Origin of the sequence: Marivita sp. S6314, from assembly GCF_023015985.1 — a bacterium.
Lineage (GTDB): Bacteria > Pseudomonadota > Alphaproteobacteria > Rhodobacterales > Rhodobacteraceae > Marivita.
Window position 1 is genome coordinate 425,442 of record NZ_JALKAO010000002.1, and the last position, 18,063, is coordinate 443,504.

16 protein-coding genes are annotated in these 18,063 nt (G+C 61.3%); 5 read left to right on the top strand and 11 right to left on the bottom strand.

Features of this window, described 5'->3' with window-relative positions; genetic code table 11:
- Positions 1-12 precede the first annotated feature (12 nt).
- The 6 genes from MWU54_RS06585 to MWU54_RS06605 form a co-directional block, all read right to left on the bottom strand.
- Positions 13-771 (bottom strand): ATP-binding cassette domain-containing protein, encoded by a 759-nt coding sequence (locus MWU54_RS06585; protein WP_247081599.1) that lies wholly within the window; start codon positions 769-771, stop codon positions 13-15.
- On the bottom strand, positions 768-1,502 hold the full coding sequence (locus MWU54_RS06590; protein ID WP_247081600.1) for an ABC transporter permease: 735 nt from the start codon (positions 1,500-1,502) through the stop codon (positions 768-770). The genes MWU54_RS06585 and MWU54_RS06590 overlap by 4 nt, the downstream gene beginning before the upstream one ends.
- On the bottom strand, positions 1,502-2,212 hold the full coding sequence (locus MWU54_RS06595) for an ABC transporter permease (RefSeq protein WP_247081601.1): 711 nt from the start codon (positions 2,210-2,212) through the stop codon (positions 1,502-1,504). Before MWU54_RS06595 ends, MWU54_RS06590 begins: the two co-directional genes overlap by 1 nt.
- 33 nt (positions 2,213-2,245) lie before the next feature.
- Positions 2,246-3,028: an ABC transporter substrate-binding protein gene (locus tag MWU54_RS06600; protein WP_247081602.1), complete on the bottom strand. Its 783-nt coding sequence runs from the start codon at positions 3,026-3,028 to the stop codon at positions 2,246-2,248.
- A gap of 47 nt (positions 3,029-3,075) precedes the next feature.
- Positions 3,076-3,201 carry a hypothetical protein gene (locus MWU54_RS18720; protein WP_281495994.1) on the bottom strand — a complete coding sequence of 42 codons (126 nt, stop codon included), beginning with the start codon at positions 3,199-3,201 and terminating at the stop codon, positions 3,076-3,078.
- Positions 3,202-3,402: 201 nt separating this feature from the next.
- The gene (locus tag MWU54_RS06605; protein ID WP_247081603.1) at positions 3,403-5,694 is read right to left on the bottom strand and encodes an adenosylcobalamin-dependent ribonucleoside-diphosphate reductase; all 2,292 of its coding nucleotides are present in this window, start codon (positions 5,692-5,694) and stop codon (positions 3,403-3,405) included.
- Positions 5,695-5,898: 204 nt separating this feature from the next.
- Here MWU54_RS06605 and MWU54_RS06610 point away from each other — a divergent pair, with 204 nt between their 5' ends.
- The 3 genes from MWU54_RS06610 (at position 5,899) to MWU54_RS06620 (ending at position 8,728) form a co-directional block, all read left to right on the top strand.
- Positions 5,899-6,330, top strand: coding sequence for a DUF1489 domain-containing protein (locus tag MWU54_RS06610; protein WP_247081604.1), 432 nt, complete (start codon positions 5,899-5,901; stop codon positions 6,328-6,330).
- 103 nt (positions 6,331-6,433) lie between these two features.
- Entirely contained in the window at positions 6,434-7,300 is an 867-nt protein-coding gene (gene yghU / locus MWU54_RS06615; RefSeq protein WP_247081605.1) for a glutathione-dependent disulfide-bond oxidoreductase, read from the top strand.
- 117 nt (positions 7,301-7,417) lie between these two features.
- Complete coding sequence (locus MWU54_RS06620) at positions 7,418-8,728, top strand: AarF/ABC1/UbiB kinase family protein (RefSeq protein ID WP_348647615.1); 1,311 nt, start codon at positions 7,418-7,420, stop codon at positions 8,726-8,728.
- Between the two features lie 22 nt (positions 8,729-8,750).
- Here MWU54_RS06620 and hisG read toward each other — a convergent pair whose 3' ends face one another.
- The 3 genes from hisG to hisS are packed head-to-tail and all read right to left on the bottom strand — an operon-like array spanning position 8,751 to position 12,006.
- A complete protein-coding gene (gene hisG, locus MWU54_RS06625) occupies positions 8,751-9,443 on the bottom strand; it encodes an ATP phosphoribosyltransferase (RefSeq protein WP_247081607.1) in 693 nt (230 codons plus the stop codon).
- On the bottom strand, positions 9,440-10,534 hold the full coding sequence (locus MWU54_RS06630; RefSeq protein WP_247081608.1) for an ATP phosphoribosyltransferase regulatory subunit: 1,095 nt from the start codon (positions 10,532-10,534) through the stop codon (positions 9,440-9,442). The genes hisG and MWU54_RS06630 overlap by 4 nt, the downstream gene beginning before the upstream one ends.
- A complete protein-coding gene (gene hisS / locus MWU54_RS06635) occupies positions 10,534-12,006 on the bottom strand; it encodes a histidine--tRNA ligase (protein ID WP_247081609.1) in 1,473 nt (490 codons plus the stop codon). Before hisS ends, MWU54_RS06630 begins: the two co-directional genes overlap by 1 nt.
- Before the next feature lie 209 nt (positions 12,007-12,215).
- Between hisS and MWU54_RS06640 the strand changes: the two genes are divergently transcribed.
- Entirely contained in the window at positions 12,216-12,410 is a 195-nt protein-coding gene (locus MWU54_RS06640; protein WP_247082196.1) for a SlyX family protein, read from the top strand.
- A gap of 12 nt (positions 12,411-12,422) precedes the next feature.
- Here MWU54_RS06640 and MWU54_RS06645 read toward each other — a convergent pair whose 3' ends face one another.
- Positions 12,423-13,388, bottom strand: a complete 966-nt coding sequence (locus MWU54_RS06645) for a hypothetical protein (RefSeq protein ID WP_247081610.1) — start codon at positions 13,386-13,388, stop codon at positions 12,423-12,425.
- Between the two features lie 86 nt (positions 13,389-13,474).
- Complete coding sequence (gene dnaE, locus MWU54_RS06650) at positions 13,475-16,999, bottom strand: DNA polymerase III subunit alpha (protein ID WP_247081611.1); 3,525 nt, start codon at positions 16,997-16,999, stop codon at positions 13,475-13,477.
- 48 nt (positions 17,000-17,047) lie between these two features.
- Here dnaE and MWU54_RS06655 point away from each other — a divergent pair, with 48 nt between their 5' ends.
- Complete coding sequence (locus MWU54_RS06655) at positions 17,048-17,971, top strand: glutaminase (RefSeq protein WP_247081612.1); 924 nt, start codon at positions 17,048-17,050, stop codon at positions 17,969-17,971.
- Positions 17,972-18,063: the final 92 nt, after the last annotated feature.

Here is an 18,063-nt window from a genome sequence, read left to right on the forward strand (position 1 = left end):
ATACACGGGACATCATTTCACCGTGGCAATAAACTTTTTGAATACATCCGTCTGGGGCGAGTTGAACATCTGATCTGGCGGCCCTTGCTCGGCGATGCGGCCTTCATGCAGGAACACAACCTCTGACGACACTTCGCGGGCAAACCCCATTTCATGTGTGACCACGATCATTGTCCGCCCTTCGGCCGCCAAATCCTGCATCACCTTCAGCACATCACCCACAAGTTCGGGATCCAGCGCCGATGTCGGCTCATCAAACAGGATCACGTCGGGATCCATCGCCAAAGCGCGCGCAATCGCGACGCGCTGTTGCTGGCCTCCGGACAATTGCGACGGATACATCTCCATTCGATCCTGCAACCCGACGCGCCGCAGCAACGCGTCCGCCTTGTCGCGCGCTTCGGCCTTGCTCACACCTTTGACCTGAACCGGCCCTTCCATCACGTTTTCCAGTACCGTGCGATGGGTCCACAGGTTGAACTGCTGAAACACCATCCCAAGCCGGGCGCGGATCTTTTCGATCTGGCGCGGGTTCTGCGGCTTGCCATCGCGCACCAACACCTCTTCCCCCTGTATGGTGACGGTGCCCGATGTCGGGGTTTCCAGAAAGTTCAGGCAGCGCAAAAAGGTCGATTTGCCCGACCCGGACGATCCAAGGATCGAAATCACATCATGGTTGCGCGCATCCAGCGAAATGCCTTTGAGCACCTCTACCGTGCCAAAGGATTTGCAGATGTTCTCGGCCTTGAGAATGATATCCGACTGGGTCATGCCCGTGGCTCCTTGGCTGGCTGCATCGCGGTTCGGGGGCGCGGGCGCGGTTCGATATGCGGGCTAAGCCGAAGTTCCGCCTGCCGCCAGAGGATGACGAACATCGCCGTGATACACAGGTAGATGATCGCCGCCCACAGGTAGATCGAAAAATCGAACGTGCGGGAAAACACCTGTCGGGTGCGACCCATGATGTCAAAGACAGTAACAACACTGGCCAAGGCGCTGGCCTTCATCAACAGGATGATTTCATTGCCCAACGCGGGCCAGGCGATCCTGTAGGCATGGGGAAACACAACCCGTCTCAGGGTCTTGATCCGCGACATGCCAATGGCGCGCGCCGCTTCGACCTCCCCCTGTGCCACGCCCATGATACCACCGCGTAGGATCTCGGTCTGGTAAGCGGTTGAATTCAACGCAAACGCCAGCAGCGCGCAGTTGAACGGATCCCGAAAGAACGTCCAAAGACCCCATTCCTGCAGGATGGGGCGAAACTGGCCTGACCCATAGTAGATCAGAAACAGCTGCGCGAGGATCGGCGTGCCGCGCATGAACGAAATGTAAAGCCGCAGCGGCGCCTGCGCAAAGCTGTTCGAATAGGCCCGCACCAGCGCCAGACCCGGTGACACCAGCGCGGCAATAAACGCCCCCAGAAAGGTCAGCTTGATCGTCATGATCGTGCCGTCCAAAAGGCGCGGCCAGTATTCGGTGATAACCTCGATCGGGTTCATCAGGCCGCCCTCCGCACGCCGCGGTTGGCCCGACGCTCCATCCGGGCCAGCACCACCTCGGACAGCACACACATCGCCCAGTACAAAAGGCACGCCACCAGATAAAACGTAAACGGTTGCTTGGTGACCCCCACCGCAACCTTGGTCATGCGCATCAGGTCATCCAGCGCGATCACCGAAACAAGCGCCGTGTCCTTAAGCATGTTGATCCACAAATTGCCAAGCCCCGGCAGCGCAAACCGCCACACCTGTGGCAGTTGGATGCGCCGGAAAATCTGCGATTTTGACATCCCGATCGCGCGACCAGCCTCGACCTGCCCGTTGTCCAGCGATTGGAACGCCCCGCGCAGCACCTCTCCCGCATAGGCCCCGAACACCAGACCAAGCGCGATAACACCGGCTGCAAACGGGCTGAAATCCGTGCCGGAGGCCTCTGGATTCCACCACTTCACCGCCATGTTCAACAACAGCCCTGCCCCGTTATACACAACAAACAAGGTCAGGATTTCGGGCAGGCCCCGCATCACGGTCGTATAGCCAAACCCCAGCGCCCGCAGCGGCCAGAGTCGCGATAGCGACGCGAAGGCGGCCATGAACCCAAGCACAAGCCCCACAGGAAGCGTCGCGATCGCAAGCTGGATCGTGATCGCGAGCCCCTGAAGGATTTCATCCCCCCAGCCCGCATCTCCGTATGCGAAAAGGTCAAGCATCGGCTTGCAGTCTGGCTGGAGGCATGACCGTCATCATTTCATCGTGTAGACGTCAACGTCGAAATACTTGTCGTTGATGGTCTTGTAGGTCCCATCGGCGCGGATTTCCTTGAGAGCCGCGTTCAGACGCTCGCGCAGGTCATCATCTTCCTGACGCAACGCGATGCCGACACCTTCGCCCACAAAGGCCGGATCGGTGATCGGCTCACCCGACAGTTCACAGCACGCGCCATCGTCGGATTTCTTGGTCCAGTCCAGCATCGGAAGGAAGTCGCCAACCTGCATGTCGATCCGGCCGCTGGCCATATCAAGGTTCACTTCGTCCTGCGTCGGATACAGACGGATATCCGCATCCGGGTACATCGCTTCGATGAAATCCGCCTGCGTGGTGCCCGCCTGCGCCCCGATCACCTTGTCGGCCAGCGCGTCATTCGAAAACTCGGTGATGTCCGATCCTTTGGGCACCACATGGGTCATCGCGGCAAGGTAATAGGGTTCCGAGAAATCCACCTGCTTCTTGCGTTCTTCGGTGATGAACATCGACGCGATGATAAAGTCGTACTTGTTGGCCAGCAGACCGGGGATGATTCCGTCCCAATCCTGCGCCACAACTTCGCATTCCGCGCCGATGCGCGCGCAAAGCTCAAGGCCGATCTCCACGTCGAACCCGGTGATGGTGCCATCAGATTCGATGAAGTTGAACGGAGGGTACGCGCCTTCCGTGCCCAGACGCAGGCTTTCAGCCGATGCGCCGATGGCAAAGGATCCGACGACAAGCGCCGTCGCCGTTGCGGTTACTGTGTTCCGAAGTGTCATGTTTTGCTCCCAATTGGTAAAAGTCGATGGTCAGGTTGCGGTCACCGTCAGCGGATCGCCAACGTGGCCTGTGAAACGCCCATACAACTCCGCGATAGGTCTAGCCCGAGATCAACCTCGGGGCCAAGCGTCTTGAACACGGAATGAATGAGCCGATGAGAAAGATATGTCATCAGGGCTGTGCAATTCCTGATCGGATTGGTGATCAGGATCACGGCCCCCCTCGCATGCGCCTCCTGCCGCAACATCATAGCCCCGCGGAAATACCGGTGCGCTTCAGGAATGACAATGCACCTGCCCCGATCCGACGCACGCGCATCTGCACGTTGCCCGCCCTGCGATCCTCTTTCATACCGATTGTCAGGTGTCGTGGATCAGCCGCACTTGCTGTGCCCGCAGGAGGCGCAGGTCATACAGCCTTCCTGCATGTGCATGTCATACTGGCCACAAGACGGACAGGCCGGGCCACGCGGTGTATCAAGATTGATCACCTGCGCCTTGGGGTCGGATTTGAGCCCCATCCCCTCGCCCTCAAGGAACCCGATGGCAATCAGGTGCTGCTCGATCACCCCACCAATGGCCGCCAGGATCGACGGGATATATTTCCCGTTCACCCAAGCGCCGCCGCGCGGATCAAACACCGCCTTGAGTTCTTCAACCACGAACGACACGTCCCCACCGCGCCGGAACACCGCCGAAATCATCCGCGTCAGAGCCACGGTCCAGGCAAAATGCTCCATGTTCTTGGAGTTGATGAACACCTCGAACGGACGCCGGTGCCCGCCAACGATGATGTCGTTGATGGTCAGGTAAATCGCATGCTCACTGTCGGGCCATTTCAGCTTGTAGGTCTGCCCTTCCAGCGCCTGAGGCCGGTCGAGCGGTTCGGACATGTAGATCACATCGCCATGCGGCTGCTGCGGTTCTTCTTCAGAAGTGGTAACAACCTCGGGCGCTTCCTCCTTCTTCTCCTCCGCCACGCTCAAAACCGACCCTGTCACATCGTTCGGTCGGTAGGTCGTGCAGCCCTTACAACCCGTCTCGAAGGCCTCCATGTAGACGTCCTTGAACGCCTCAAAGGAAATGTCCTCCGGGCAGTTGATCGTCTTTGATATCGACGAATCCACCCATTTCTGCGCCGCCGCCTGCATCTTCACATGCTCCAGCGGGGCCAGTGTCTGGGCGTTGACGAAATAGTCGGGCAACTCCCGGTCGCCGAATTTCTCGCGCCACATCTGAACCGCGTAATCGACCACCTCTTCCTCGGTCCGCGTCCCGTCCTTCTGCAACACCTTGCGGGTGTAGGCATAGGCAAACACAGGCTCGATCCCCGACGAAACGTTGCCCGCGTACAAGGAAATCGTCCCGGTCGGCGCAATCGAGGTGAGCAACGCGTTGCGAATGCCGTGCTCCCGAATGGCAGCGCGCACATCATCATCCATCGCTTGCATCGCGCCACTGGCCAAGAACGCGTCCGCGTCAAACAGCGGAAAGGCGCCTTTCTCCTTTGCCAGATCGACCGACGCCAGATACGCGGCGCGGGCGATGCTGTGCAACCAGCGCTCGGTCTGTCGCGCCGCCTCGTCCGACCCATAGCGCAAGCCCAGCATGAGCAAAGCATCCGCCAGCCCGGTCACGCCCAAACCGATCCGACGCTTGGCCTGCGCCTCTGCGCGCTGCGCCTCCAACGGAAAGTTCGATGCATCGACCACGTTGTCCATCATCCGCACGGCGGTGGCGACCAGTTCCCGCAGCGCGTCTTCATCCAGCGCTGCCGCGTCTTCGAACGGGTCAGACACCAACCGCGCAAGGTTGATCGACCCCAGCAAACACGCGCCATAGGGCGGCAGGGGTTGTTCACCACACGGGTTGGTCGCGGCAATCGTTTCGCAGTAGTTCAGATTGTTGGACTGGTTGATCCGGTCGATAAAGATCACCCCAGGCTCGGCGTAATCATACGTCGCCTTCATGATCCGGTTCCACAGATCCCGCGCCTGCACGGTGCGGTAGACCTTGTCGTCAAACACAAGATCCCACGACCCATCCGCCTTGACCGCGTCCATGAAATCATCCGTCACCAGCACCGACAGGTTGAACATCCGCAATCGCGCGGCGTCCGATTTGGCCCCGATGAAATCCTCGATATCCGGATGATCGCAACGCATCGTCGCCATCATCGCGCCCCGACGCGACCCGGCAGACATGATCGTGCGACACATCGCGTCCCACACATCCATGAACGACAACGGACCAGAGGCATCCGCCGCCACCCCTTTCACATCCGCGCCCTTGGGGCGGATGGTGCTGAAATCATACCCGATCCCGCCGCCCTGCTGCATGGTCAGCGCGGCCTCTTTCAGCATCTCGAAAATGCCGCCCATGCTGTCCGGGATCGTGCCCATGACGAAGCAATTGAACAGTGTCACAGACCGCGCCGTGCCTGCCCCGGCGGTGATCCGGCCCGCGGGCAGGTATTTGAAATCGTCCAGCGCCGTGTAGAACCGGTCTTCCCACACCTGCGGCTCCGCCTCGACCGACGCCAGCGCCCGCGCGATCCTCCGCCAGGTGTCCTCGACCGTGCCATCAACGACGGTCCCGTTCGCCTCTTTCAGACGGTATTTCATATCCCAGATCTGTTCAGCGATCGGCGCGGTGAAACGGGTCATGACAGCGACTCCTTTGGCGGGGCAGACAGCAAGAATAGCGTGAACTGGAAAAACAACAATTAGGTTTTGCGGGCATCCACCGTACCACATTCGGTGCCATCTGGGGAAGACTCTGTGGATAACCCGCGGAATAAGGCCCATGTGCCGACGATGCCTTGAACCCCGTCGCGTCACAGCTAAGCTTTGCACAAAAGGGGGCATCCCATGGCAGGCACAATCCATCTCATCAAGCTTTCGGTTGGGTCGGAAAGCGTGGAACAGATCGAAGACTGGCAAAAGAACCGCTCAAAGCAGCGGTTGAACGGCCAGTACTATCACCTGACCCGCATGTGGCCCAAACGGGAAAAAGAGCTGATCAACGGCGGCTCGATCTACTGGGTGGTCAAAGGCTTTCTGCAGGCCCGTCAACGCATCATCGGACTTGAGGAAATGATCGGAGACGATGGTATCCGGCGCTGTGCGATCCTGCTCGACCCCGCGCTGATCCGCACCGCCACCGCGCCCAAACGCCCGTTCCAGGGCTGGCGCTACCTCAAACCCGAAGACGCCCCGCCCGATCTTGGGCAGGCCCGCGAAAACGACGACACACTGCCGCCCGAACTGGCCGGGGCGCTGGCCGAAATCGGCGTGCTGTGATCCCGGCTTAACCGGTCCGCACAGCCGATCTGCATCCCCGCACTGGTAGTTTGGCACGCAGTCCCTAGGTTAGGTCCAAGCAATCACCGATCAGGATCACCAAATGACCGACAGCTACACGCCGCCCAAAATCTGGACATGGGATCAGGAAAACGGCGGCAAGTTCGCCAGCACCAACCGTCCCATCGCCGGACCCACCCATGACAAAGAGCTTCCGGTCGGCAAACACCCGTTCCAGCTTTATAGCCTTGCCACACCGAACGGTGTGAAGGTCAACATCATGTTCGAAGAACTGCTGGCCGCCGGGCACACAGGTGCAGAATATGACGCGTGGCTGATCAATATCGGGGATGGCGATCAATTCGGATCAGGGTTTGTCGACATCAATCCGAACTCCAAGATCCCTGCCCTGATGGACCGTTCAGGCCCAAAACCGGTCCGCGTGTTCGAATCCGCTGCGATCCTGATGCATCTGGCTGAAAAGTTCGACGCCTTCCTTGGCCCCAAGGAAAACCGCCCCGAAATGCTCAGCTGGCTGTTCTGGCAAATGGGCAGCGCGCCGTATCTGGGTGGCGGGTTCGGCCATTTCTACGCCTATGCGCCCGAGCCGATGGAATACCCGATCAACCGCTTCGCGATGGAAACCAAGCGCCAGCTGGACGTGCTCGACCGGCAATTGGCCAACACCACCTATATCAGCGGAGACGACTACACGATCGCCGATATGGCCATCTGGCCGTGGTATGGCGGGCTGGTCCTGGGTCGCCTCTATGACGCTGCGGAATTCCTGGATGTGGAGAGCTACACCCATGTGATGCGCTGGGCGAAACTGATCGACGCCCGCGACCCGGTGCGCCGGGGTCGGATGGTGAACAGAGCGTTTGGGGATCCAAGCGAGCAATTGCGCGAACGCCATGATGCCTCCGATTTCGACACCAGGACGCAGGACAAGATCGACGCTGCCAGCTAAACACCGCATCCCGCGCGACCCTTTTACCGCGCGGGAGGCCCACCTGCCCTACCGGATTATGACACCGGGACGGTTGCTCTGCCCGCACAACGCCTTACCTCAGCGGTCATGAGCGACATGCCCGACCCCAAGGCCAAAGCCGTCCCAACCGGACGCACCGCCCGCGCGGTGCGCATGGGAGGTCTGGCCAGCGGCCTTCTCGGATCCGCCGCGATGACCGGAGCCAAACATCTGCTGCGCGGTCAGCGCCCGTCGCCACGCGATTTGTTGCTGACCCCGTCCAACGCCCAGCGCCTGACCCATCAGCTGTCCCAGATGCGCGGTGCGGCGATGAAGATGGGCCAATTGTTGTCGCTCGAAGCGGGTGATCTGCTCACACCCGAATTGGCCGCCGTTCTACGCCCCCTGCAATCCCAGGCGCATGTCATGCCACCGTCGCAACTGAAAACGGTGCTCACCGCCGCGTGGGGCCGCAATTTCATGAAGCAATTCAAGCGCTTCGATGTGCGCCCCATCGCAGCCGCGTCGATCGGGCAAGTGCATCGCGCGCAAACCCGCGATGGCCGAGACCTCGCGATCAAGGTTCAATACCCGGGCATCCGCGACAGCATCGACAGCGACCTGCGCAATCTTGCAAGCCTGATGAAACTGTCCGGCATGATGCCAAAAGACATGGATCTTGCGCTGTTCCTCGAAGACGCGCGTCAGCAATTGCACGACGAAGCCGATTACGCGCAGGAAGCCCGCAACCTGCAACGGTTTGGCGTTTTACTCAGGGACGATCCGGATTTCATCGTGCCGGACTGGCATGCCGATCTCAGCACCAAAGACATCCTTGCGATGGAGTTTGTCCCGTCCGAACCGCTCGACACGCTGGAAGATGCTCCGCAGGATCGCCGCGATCACGTCGCCGATGCGCTGATCCGTCTGTTCATGCGCGAAGTCTTCGCGTTCCAACTGGTGCAAACCGATCCGAATTTCGCCAATTTCCGCTGGCAGCCCGGCAGCGGCAAGATTGTCCTGCTCGATTTCGGCGCCACGCGCGCCATTCCGGCACCCTTGGTGGCCCGGTCACGGGCGATCGTGTCCCCCGCGCTCGACAACGATCTGGACGGAATCGCACAGGCGCTGACCGATCTTGGCCTCTTGTCCGACGCCCTCCCCAAAGAGGTCCGGCGCGAGATCATGGATATGGTCGCCCTCGCCAACGGCCCGATGCTACAGGCCTCTGGTTTCGATTTCGGCAACACCGATCTTGTCGCATCCCTGCGCGACCGGGGCATGGCTTTGGGGCGCAATCGCGCGATCCAGCATATTCCCCCGACCGAGGTTCTGTTCCTGCAACGCAAAGCGGCCGGTCTGTTTCTTCTGGCGACACGCCTGCGCGCGCGGGTCAACCTGCGCCAGCTGTTCGAACACGCCGCCTGAACCGCTTCTGCGCGCGCCGGGCCTAGACGCCGAGCAATCGCTCCAGATTGCGCAGCGTTTCCCGCTCCGCTTCGGTTTTTTGCGCAACCCGGCTGCGGAACAAGGTCGCCTGACTTTCCAGAACCGGCGGCTCTTCAAGGATCTTGAGGTGGTTGGCGCGCAGCGTCTCGCCCGTCGAAGTGATATCCGCAATCGCTTCTGCGGTGAGGTTCTTCACCGTGCCTTCCGTGGCGCCCTGGCTGTCGACCAGTTGGTAATCCGCCACCCCGCCGCGCCGCAGGTAATCCCGCACCAAGCGGTGATACTTGGTTGCAATCCGCATGCGGAACCCGTGCCGCGCGCGGAATGCCGCCGCAGCACCGTCCAGATCGTCCAGCGTGTCCACATCCACCCAGCATTGCGGCACAGCAACGATCAACGTGGCGTGCCCGAACCCCAACCCGGCCAGCGGAGCGACCTTCTGGTCCCATTGCACCAGCTTTTCCTCGATCAGGTCATTGCCGGTCACACCCAGATGAATCCGGCCTGCCGCCAGTTCGCGCGGGATTTCTCCGGCAGACAGCAGCACCAGTTCCACACCGTCAATCCCGTCGACGGCCCCGGCGTATTCACGGTCGGACCCGGTCCGGCTGAGCGTCACGCCGTGCGATCCGAACCAGTTAAAGGTTTTTTCCATCAGCCGTCCCTTGGACGGCACCCCCAGTTTGATGCTCATGCCGCACCCCCAAGGATCAGGGTCAGATCAGGGCGCACAACGCCACCCACCGCCGGGATTTCGTGACCGTTGCCCAGCCGGTGCGTCAGCGCATCATAGCGCCCGCCCGTCACGACCGGGGGCAAATCCGGCCGGGCCTCGGCGTAAAAGCCAAACACAAACCCGTCGTAATACTCCATCGAGGTCCGTCCATAGGAGGCCTCGAACCGCAAGCGATCCACATCGACACCCCGGCGCGCCAGCGCTGCGCACCGCGCTTCGAACCGCTCCAGCGCAGGCAGAATGCCCGGCATATCCACGCCGATATCATGCAACCGCGCCAACGCATTCGGGCATGTCTCGGACACCGACAGTACCGCCGCGATCAGCGCGACCTCTTCAGACGACATCTTCGGCTCATCCGCATCCGCCCGCAACGCAGCGATCCGCGTCGCGATCTCGTGCTCGCCACGCAACCCGATCATCGGACCGGCCTGCGCCATCGGATCGGCCTGTTCCAGCAAGGACACGCGCGACGCGGGCACCGGCGTGATCCCGGCAAACCGTTTGACCAACGCATTAAAGCGCGCCGGACGCCAGATATGCCGCATCAGAGCGGCGCGCCGCTCTGCCGATACCTGCAAATGCGACACCATCGCGATCAGGATGCCGATATCCCCGGTCGCCGCGCGCAGGTTCAACGGCTCAAGCTCTTCAACAAAGACCGCGAATACGTCCGCATCCGCAGCTGCCGCATCTGCACCGCCAAATAGCTCGTACCCCACCTGCATGTATTCACTGGGGCGGTCCGGGTGGTCCTCCTGTTTCCGGAACACCTCTCCGGCATAGGTGTAACAGGCCGGGCTGCCATCCCCGGCCATGTGATACTGCACCACCGGCACCGTGAAATCCGGGCGCATCATCATTTCGCCCTGTGCCGGGTCCGACGTGACATAGGCGCGGGCGCGGATATCCTCGCCATAGAGGTCAAGCAGAACCTCCGCCGGAAACAGAATGTCGGCCTCGAACCGGTCGGCACCCCGGGCGGCGAAAGCAGCACTCAGGCGTTCGGCTTCGGACCGAACCTGGCGTTTGTCAGGCGTGTTCGACATCAGCGATAGCTTTCGAGGATCTCGCGCACCTTCGACACCAACTCCGAACGCGGCACTTCGAACTGGTTGGGCCGGTCCTGCCATTCCTCGAGCGATGCGCTTTCGGCGATCTTGGCCCCAAGGATCAGATCCTTGATCTGGACCACGCCACTTGCTTTTTCGTCACCGCCTTCAATCACCGCAACCGGGGCATTGCGCTTGTCCGCGTATTTCAACTGGTTGCCGAAATTCTTCGGATTGCCCAGATACACCTCGGCCCGGATGCCAGCCGCGCGCAACTCAGCGACCATGGCCTGGTAATCCCCCATCCGGTCGCGGTCCATCACCGTCACCACCACGGGGCCGTGGCTGTCGCTGCCAATCCGGCCCTTTTCGCGGAGCGCTGCCAGCAGGCGATCTACACCGATGCTGACGCCCGTGGCGGGGACCGGCTGACCGGTGAAACGTTTGACCAGATCGTCATAGCGTCCACCGCCTGCCACCGACCCGAACTGCCGCTTGCGACCTTTTTCGTCAAGGATTTCAAAGGTAAGTTCAGCCTCGAACACAGGTCCGGTATAATAGCCAAGGCCGCGCACCACCGAAGGGTCAATTTCGATCCGGTCAGGGCCATACCCGCCAGCATCCAGCAGATCAGCGATCTGCTCAAGCTCTGCCACACCTTCTGCGCCAATCGCACTGTCACCGACCGCTGCCTTCAGATTCTTAATCGTTTGCGCGGCAGTGTCGCCCTTGGAGGTTAAGAACGCGATAACGGGTCCGGCCTGATCATCGGTCAGCCCCACACCGTCGATATAGGCCCCCGAGGCATCCAGCCGCCCCTTGCCCAGCAAGTCGCGCACACCGGCCTCGCCGACCTTGTCGAACTTGTCGATGGTCCGCAGCACGGCGTCCCGCTGCGCATCTTCGTTCAGCCCCATGGTCTCAAGCACACCGTTCAGAACCTTGCGGTTGTTCACCCGCACCACGTAATCACCACGCGGGATTCCCACGGTTTCCAGACAATCGGCCAGCATCGCACAGATCTCGGCATCCGCCGCAACGGACCCCGACCCGACGGTATCCGCATCACATTGATAAAACTGGCGATAGCGCCCCGGCCCCGGCTTTTCATTGCGCCAGACCGGGCCCATCGCATAGCGCCGATAGGGCAACGGAAGATCGTTGCGGTGCTGCGCATACACCCGCGCCAGCGGCGCCGTCAGGTCATAGCGCAGCGCCAGCCAGTCGTTGTCCTCTTCCTGCCAGGCGAACACCCCTTCGTTGGGCCGGTCCACATCGGGCAGAAATTTCCCGAGCGCTTCAACCGTTTCCACGGCGGCGCTTTCGAGCGCGTCAAACCCGTAGCGGTGATACACTTCGGCGATCTTGTTCAGCATCTCGGCGCGCTCTGTCACTTCGGTGCCGAAATAGTCACGAAACCCCTTCGGCGTTTGCGCCTTGGGGCGTGGAGCTTTTTTCTGCTTGGCCATGCTTTACGTCCGGATGGGAAAGTGTCGCGCTTCCTCTATCCATTTGCACCCTTGGGGGCAAGCAATGCGGCGCGGGGGATCATCGTTAACAAACGGTTAAAGGGTCCGATCCGGACCCAATGTTTCGCGTGCGAAACAAAAAGGCGCATATCCTGACCTATTCTTCACTTGCCTTTGCGCCCGCCCGTGCGCATCTCTGCGGCATGGATATCACCGCCCTCGAAGAACGCATCGCGCATTTGACGCGCCTGACCGAAGACCTGTCTGACACCGTGGCCGCGCAGGCCAAGGAGATCGACCGCCTGACGGCGCGCGTCACAATGCTGATGATGCGTGAAGCCGAGCGCGAGGCGGAAGGGACGGGCGGAATTGTGCTGGGCGATGAACGCCCACCGCATTACTAAAACCCGCCCCCGTCAATTGCTGCGAATATCGGTTTCCACCACTTCGCCATCATGCAGCAGGATCGTCTTCCAAACGGGATTGGACCCGAACCGTTCATACACGCTGACAAACACGGTGTTTCGCGCCAAACGCGTCATCGCCGACCCGCACGGCTTGCCCCGCCCCACCCGGCACACCCGTGATTTCAGACGTTCATATGCGGCGTCCGTTTGCGAATAGGGCTGCACCTGCGACGGCAAGCCATAGCGCAATTGTTCATGCGTTTGCGGCGACCCGAACATTGCAAGCGCTGCGGTGAACTGGCGCACGCAGCCATCGTCAAAGCCGGTCACGTAAAAGGTGTGCGGCGCGGTGTTGCCGGGGTTGGAATCGTAGATTGCATAGGCGCTGCGGCGTTCGGGGTATTGTTCGACACGCTTGCCCAGCTGGCTGTTTCGCACGTTACACACCCGTGCCAGAACACCGTAGGGCAAGACCGTTCCCATCTCGACAACCTGGTAATCCGGTGCCCCCGGTTTCGGCCCGCGCCGCGAGGAGCGCCGGTTCGGGGTGGCGTCTGTGGCCGTTTGCGGCGGCGCAGCGGCCAGCTCGACCGGATCGGTGTCCTCGGCCGCGCGCGCGGAATTGGCGGCGCGGCTCAGGAAGCCAAGCAGTCCGCCCTGGGGTTGATACGGTGGCGGTGTGGCCTCTGCTGTGGCCACCGGCTCAGGCTCCGATGTCTGTGTTGGTATGGCTGTTTCGGCTGGTTCCGCGAACGACGGCGCGGGTCCGCCCAACAAGCGACCAAAGAACCCGGTCCGGCGCTCGGGTTCGGTGGTGACGACTGGTTCGGTGGTCTCCGCGTCCCCGCGCAGGGCCGACTGGATTTCCTGTTCGCTCACATCCGCTTCGGACAGACGCGGCACACCCTGCAAGGGATCAGAGGCGCAGCCAGCCAGAAGACCTGCAGCGCATAGCATCGCAGCGAAACGTTTCATGATACCCCCCAACCGGTCGGCGACAGGTTAGCGTTGCTTCACTCCGGCGTCCAGAAGCTCAAGCGGCGTTTCGCTGTGTCGGCGCGTCACAGTTCCTCGACCATCAAGACACCGCCAAGCGATTTGATCGCGCCCTTGATTTCCGGCGTGACCGGGAATTCCTTGGCGAGCGCGACATCCACTTCGCCGGGCAACCCCGGTGCGTTGAGGCAACAAATCCGGATTGGTCCGCGCCCGGCCTTTGGCATCTGGTCCGCTGCCCGCGCCAGCACCGACGCCACATGCGGCACGGCTGCCGCTTCATCGACAAAGATCCGCAACCCCATGCTCACCGCGTCGGCAACGGCCACGTCAACCGGGGCCACAGACCGGCCCAAGAGCTTGAGCTGGTCGGCTTCAAGCGTCGCTTCGGCCGTCACCATCACCTTGCTGCCGGTTTCCAGATGATCGCGGGCGGCTTCGAGCGTGTCCGAGAACAGCGTGACCTCGTAGGCGCCGGTCGGGTCGCTCAGTTGCGCAAAGGCAAACCGGTTGCCACGGGCCGACTTGCGTTCCTGCCGCCCGGCAACGACGCCCGCCATCTTGACCACGCAAGGGCCGCCTTGCGCCTTTTCCAGCACATCATCCAGCGTCATCGCGCCCTTGCGTTTGAGCGCGGTCATGTAGTCATCCAGCGGGTGCCCGGACAGGTAGAACCCCACCGCTTTGAATTCTTCCGACAGCCGTTCAGCAGGCAACCAATCGGTGACCGGCGACAGGCGCGGTTCGGGCAGGTCGTCCCCCGCTTCGCCAAAGAGCGACACCTGCGCAGAGGCGCGCTGGTCATGGATCGCTGCGGAATAGGCCACGAGCGCATCAAGGCTTTCGAAGACACGGCGGCGGTTGGGATCAAGCTGATCGAACGATCCCGACCGGGCGAGCATCTCCAGGGGTCGCTTGCCAACCCGTTTCAGGTCAACGCGGCGGGCAAAGTCGAACAGGGTGGCAAACGGCTTGTCTTGCGGCCCTTGCGGTCCGTCCACGCGACGGCCTTCGACCACCAGTTTCATGGCGTCGACCCCGACATTTTTCAACGCGCCCAGCGCGTAAACCAGTGCGCCATCCTGCACGTCGAACATCGCCTGAGAGCGGTTCACGCAGGGCGGCACCCAGGGCAGGCTTAACCCTTTCTTAACCTCTTCGAAGAAGACGCCCAGCTTGTCCGTCAGGTGGATATCGCAATTCATCACCCCGGCCATGAACTCGACCGGGTGGTTCGCTTTCAGCCACGCGGTCTGGTAGCTGACCACGGCATAGGCAGCGGCGTGGGATTTGTTGAAGCCGTAATTGGCGAATTTTTCCAGCAGGTCGAAAACTTCGCTTGCCTTCTTGGCATCAACCCCGTTTTCCGCCGCGCCCTTTTCGAATTTGGGGCGTTCGGCATCCATCGCTTCCTTGATCTTTTTGCCCATCGCGCGGCGCAGCAGGTCCGCGCCGCCAAGGCTGTAACCCGCCATGACCTGCGCGATTTGCATCACCTGTTCCTGATAGACGATAATGCCCTGAGTTTCTTCAAGAATATGGTCGATCAGCGGGTGCACGGATTCGCGTTCACGCAACCCGTTCTTGACCTCGCAATAGGTCGGGATGTTCTCCATCGGGCCGGGACGGTAGAGCGCCACAAGGGCCACGATGTCTTCGATACAGGTGGGCTTCATGCGCTTGAGCGCATCCATCATGCCCGAGCTTTCCACTTGGAATACGGCGACAGTTTTGGCGGCAGCGTAGAGTTTGTAGCTCTTTTCGTCATCCAGCGGGATATGGCCGATGTCGTTCTCGGCACCCTCGGCGGGCTGATAGAGTTCGGTCCCGTCCGCGGCGATGTGCAGGGGACGTCCCGCCTTGGCGATCATGTCGAGCGCGTATTGAATGACGGTCAACGTCTTGAGGCCAAGGAAGTCGAACTTGACCAGCCCCGCCTGTTCCACCCATTTCATGTTGAACTGCGTCGCCGGCATGTCCGAGCGCGGGTCTTGATAGAGCGGCACAAGCTCGTCCAGCGGGCGGTCCCCGATCACCACACCGGCAGCGTGGGTGGAGGCGTTGCGCAACAGTCCCTCGACCTGCTGGCCGTAAGTCAGCAACCGGTCCACCACCTCTTCCTCGCGCGCGGCCTCGCGCAGGCGCGGTTCGTCCTTGAGCGCCTTTTCGATGCTCACCGGTTTCACACCCTCGACCGGGATCATCTTGGACAGGCGGTCCACCTGGCCGTAAGGCATCTGCAAAACGCGACCCACATCGCGCACGGCGGCCTTGGACAGCAGCGCGCCGAAGGTGATGATTTGCCCCACTTTGTCAGCGCCGTACTTATCCTGCACGTAGCGGATCACCTCTTCGCGGCGGTCCATGCAGAAGTCGATGTCGAAGTCGGGCATTGACACACGTTCGGGATTCAGGAACCGCTCAAAAAGAAGCTGATAGCGCAGCGGGTCTAGGTCGGTAATGGTGAGCGCGTAGGCAACCAGAGAGCCCGCACCGGAGCCACGACCCGGCCCCACGGGGATATCTTGATCCTTGGCCCACTTGATAAAGTCGGCAACGATCAGGAAATAGCCCGGAAAGCCCATGCCTTCGATGATGTCGAGTTCGAATTCGAGCCGCTTTTCATAGTCTTCGACCGATGCGGCATGCGGGATCACGGCCAGCCGGTCTTTGAGGCCCGCGCGCGCCTGTCGCTTGAGTTCCTCGACCTCGTCATCGGCAAATTTCGGCAGAATCGGATCCCGGCGGTAGGCCATGAAGGCGCAGCGCTGGGCGATCTCGACGGTGTTTTCAATCGCTTCGGGCAGATCCGCGAACAACGACGCCATTTCACGCGGCGATTTGAAATAGTGTTGCGGCGTCAGGCGACGGCGGTCTTCCTGTTGGTCGACATAAGCGCCATCGGCGATGCAGATCAGGGCGTCGTGGGCCTCGTACATGTCGGACTTCGGAAAGTAGACATCATTGGTGGCCACCAGCGGCAGGTTCATCGCATAGGCCATTTCAACGAAATGCCGTTCGGTGAGCCGTTCGCTGTCCGGTAACCCGCTGTCGCCGGGATGGCGTTGCAATTCGACGTAAAGCCGGTCGCCAAAGGTGGTGGCAAGGCGCTGCATCAGCGTTTCGGCAAGGGCGCGGTTGCCCTGTTGCAGAACGCGCCCGATGGCCCCGTCCGGCCCGCCGCTGAGGCAGATCACGCCGTCCGCGTGGGTCTGCAATTCGTCAAGCGTGACATGGGGAAGCTCTCCGTCCCGGCGCAGGTAGAGGCAGGAATTGAGCTTCATCAGGTTTTCGTAGCCCGCTTCGCTCTGGGCCAGCAACACCAGCGGTGCGGGTGGTTTTGCCCGTTCCCCCGGCGCAGGATCGGACACGCGCAGATCGACCTGACAGCCGATGATGGGCTGAATGCCCGCCCCTGCTGCCGCGACCGAGAATTCGAGGGCCGCGAACAGGTTGTTGGTGTCGGTCAGCGCCACCGCGGGCATGCCCTTGTCGACACACAGGCCGGGCAGTTTCTTGAGCCGCATCGCGCCTTCAAGCAGCGAATATTCGGAATGGACGCGCAGGTGGATGAATCGGGGATCAGACATGGGCGCACCGTAGGTGGACCTTTCGGGGTTTTGAAGTAGCATCTGTGCATGACCCGGCTGGATGACCTTCCTGACTTCCTCAACGCGCTGGCCGCTGACGTGATGTCGCGTGGCGAATGGGGCAAGGTGGCCGATTACATCCCCGAACTGGCGCGCGTCGATCCGGCGCAGTTTGCGATTTCCGTGGCTTTGGCCGATGGCCGTCTGATCAGCGCGGGCCAGTCCCGGACCCGGTTCTCGATCCAGTCGATTTCCAAGGTCTATGCACTGGCCTGCGTCTTGTCGCGCTTTGGTGACAGCCTGTGGAACCGCGTGGGCCGGGAACCGTCGGGGGATCGTTTTGATTCCATCCTGCTTTTGGAACAGGAACACGGGCGCCCGCGCAATCCGTTCATCAATGCGGGTGCCCTTGTCACAACGGATGTGCTTTTGGCCGGGCGCGCGCCGAAAGAAGCGCTGTCGGAAATCCTGCAATTTATCCGCGATGGTGCCGGGGATGACGACATCCATATCGATGCGAGTGTCGCCGCATCGGAAAAAGCCACCGGGTTCCGCAACGTGGCGCTGGCCAATTATCTGCGCAGTTTCGACAACCTGCGCGAAACACCGGATCGTGTGCTGGGCACCTATTTTCACCAATGCGCCATCGAAATGACCACCGAACAACTGGCGCTGTCGGGTCGGTGCCTTGCCGGTCTGCCTGATGCACCGATGCTGCTGTCCGAGGTGCGACGCCGCCGGATTGCGGCGCTGATGATGACCTGTGGGCATTACGACGGATCGGGCGACTTCGCTTTTCGCACCGGGCTTCCCGGCAAGTCGGGCGTTGGCGGCGGCATCCTGCTGGTGGTGCCGGGGCGGGCATCGGTGGGCATCTGGTCACCGGGGTTGAACGCCTGGGGGAATTCGATGGTCGGGACCGAGGCGGCCGAGCGGCTGGCGCGGTTCACGGGCTGGTCGGTGTTCGGCTGACCAAAGCGTCAGACGGTTAGAAAGACCAGCTTCGCGGCATTCATTAGCCATTTGGCTAAGTTTTAATTGATTCTATTGTGGACGACTGATTA

What these genes read in the sequence shown, in the direction of transcription:
- MWU54_RS06585 (WP_247081599.1), bottom strand. Translation starts at nt 771, where the DNA reads ATGACCCAGTCGGATATCATTCTCAAGGCCGAGAACATCTGCAAATCC.
- MWU54_RS06590 (WP_247081600.1), bottom strand. Translation starts at nt 1,502, where the DNA reads ATGAACCCGATCGAGGTTATCACCGAATACTGGCCGCGCCTTTTGGAC.
- MWU54_RS06595 (WP_247081601.1), bottom strand. Translation starts at nt 2,212, where the DNA reads ATGCTTGACCTTTTCGCATACGGAGATGCGGGCTGGGGGGATGAAATC.
- MWU54_RS06600 (WP_247081602.1), bottom strand. Translation starts at nt 3,028, where the DNA reads ATGACACTTCGGAACACAGTAACCGCAACGGCGACGGCGCTTGTCGTC.
- MWU54_RS18720 (WP_281495994.1), bottom strand. Translation starts at nt 3,201, where the DNA reads ATGACATATCTTTCTCATCGGCTCATTCATTCCGTGTTCAAGACGCTT.
- MWU54_RS06605 (WP_247081603.1), bottom strand. Translation starts at nt 5,694, where the DNA reads ATGACCCGTTTCACCGCGCCGATCGCTGAACAGATCTGGGATATGAAA.
- MWU54_RS06610 (WP_247081604.1), top strand. Translation starts at nt 5,899, where the DNA reads ATGGCAGGCACAATCCATCTCATCAAGCTTTCGGTTGGGTCGGAAAGC.
- yghU (WP_247081605.1), top strand. Translation starts at nt 6,434, where the DNA reads ATGACCGACAGCTACACGCCGCCCAAAATCTGGACATGGGATCAGGAA.
- MWU54_RS06620 (WP_348647615.1), top strand. Translation starts at nt 7,418, where the DNA reads ATGCCCGACCCCAAGGCCAAAGCCGTCCCAACCGGACGCACCGCCCGC.
- hisG (WP_247081607.1), bottom strand. Translation starts at nt 9,443, where the DNA reads ATGAGCATCAAACTGGGGGTGCCGTCCAAGGGACGGCTGATGGAAAAA.
- MWU54_RS06630 (WP_247081608.1), bottom strand. Translation starts at nt 10,534, where the DNA reads ATGTCGAACACGCCTGACAAACGCCAGGTTCGGTCCGAAGCCGAACGC.
- hisS (WP_247081609.1), bottom strand. Translation starts at nt 12,006, where the DNA reads ATGGCCAAGCAGAAAAAAGCTCCACGCCCCAAGGCGCAAACGCCGAAG.
- MWU54_RS06645 (WP_247081610.1), bottom strand. Translation starts at nt 13,388, where the DNA reads ATGAAACGTTTCGCTGCGATGCTATGCGCTGCAGGTCTTCTGGCTGGC.
- dnaE (WP_247081611.1), bottom strand. Translation starts at nt 16,999, where the DNA reads ATGTCTGATCCCCGATTCATCCACCTGCGCGTCCATTCCGAATATTCG.
- MWU54_RS06655 (WP_247081612.1), top strand. Translation starts at nt 17,048, where the DNA reads ATGACCCGGCTGGATGACCTTCCTGACTTCCTCAACGCGCTGGCCGCT.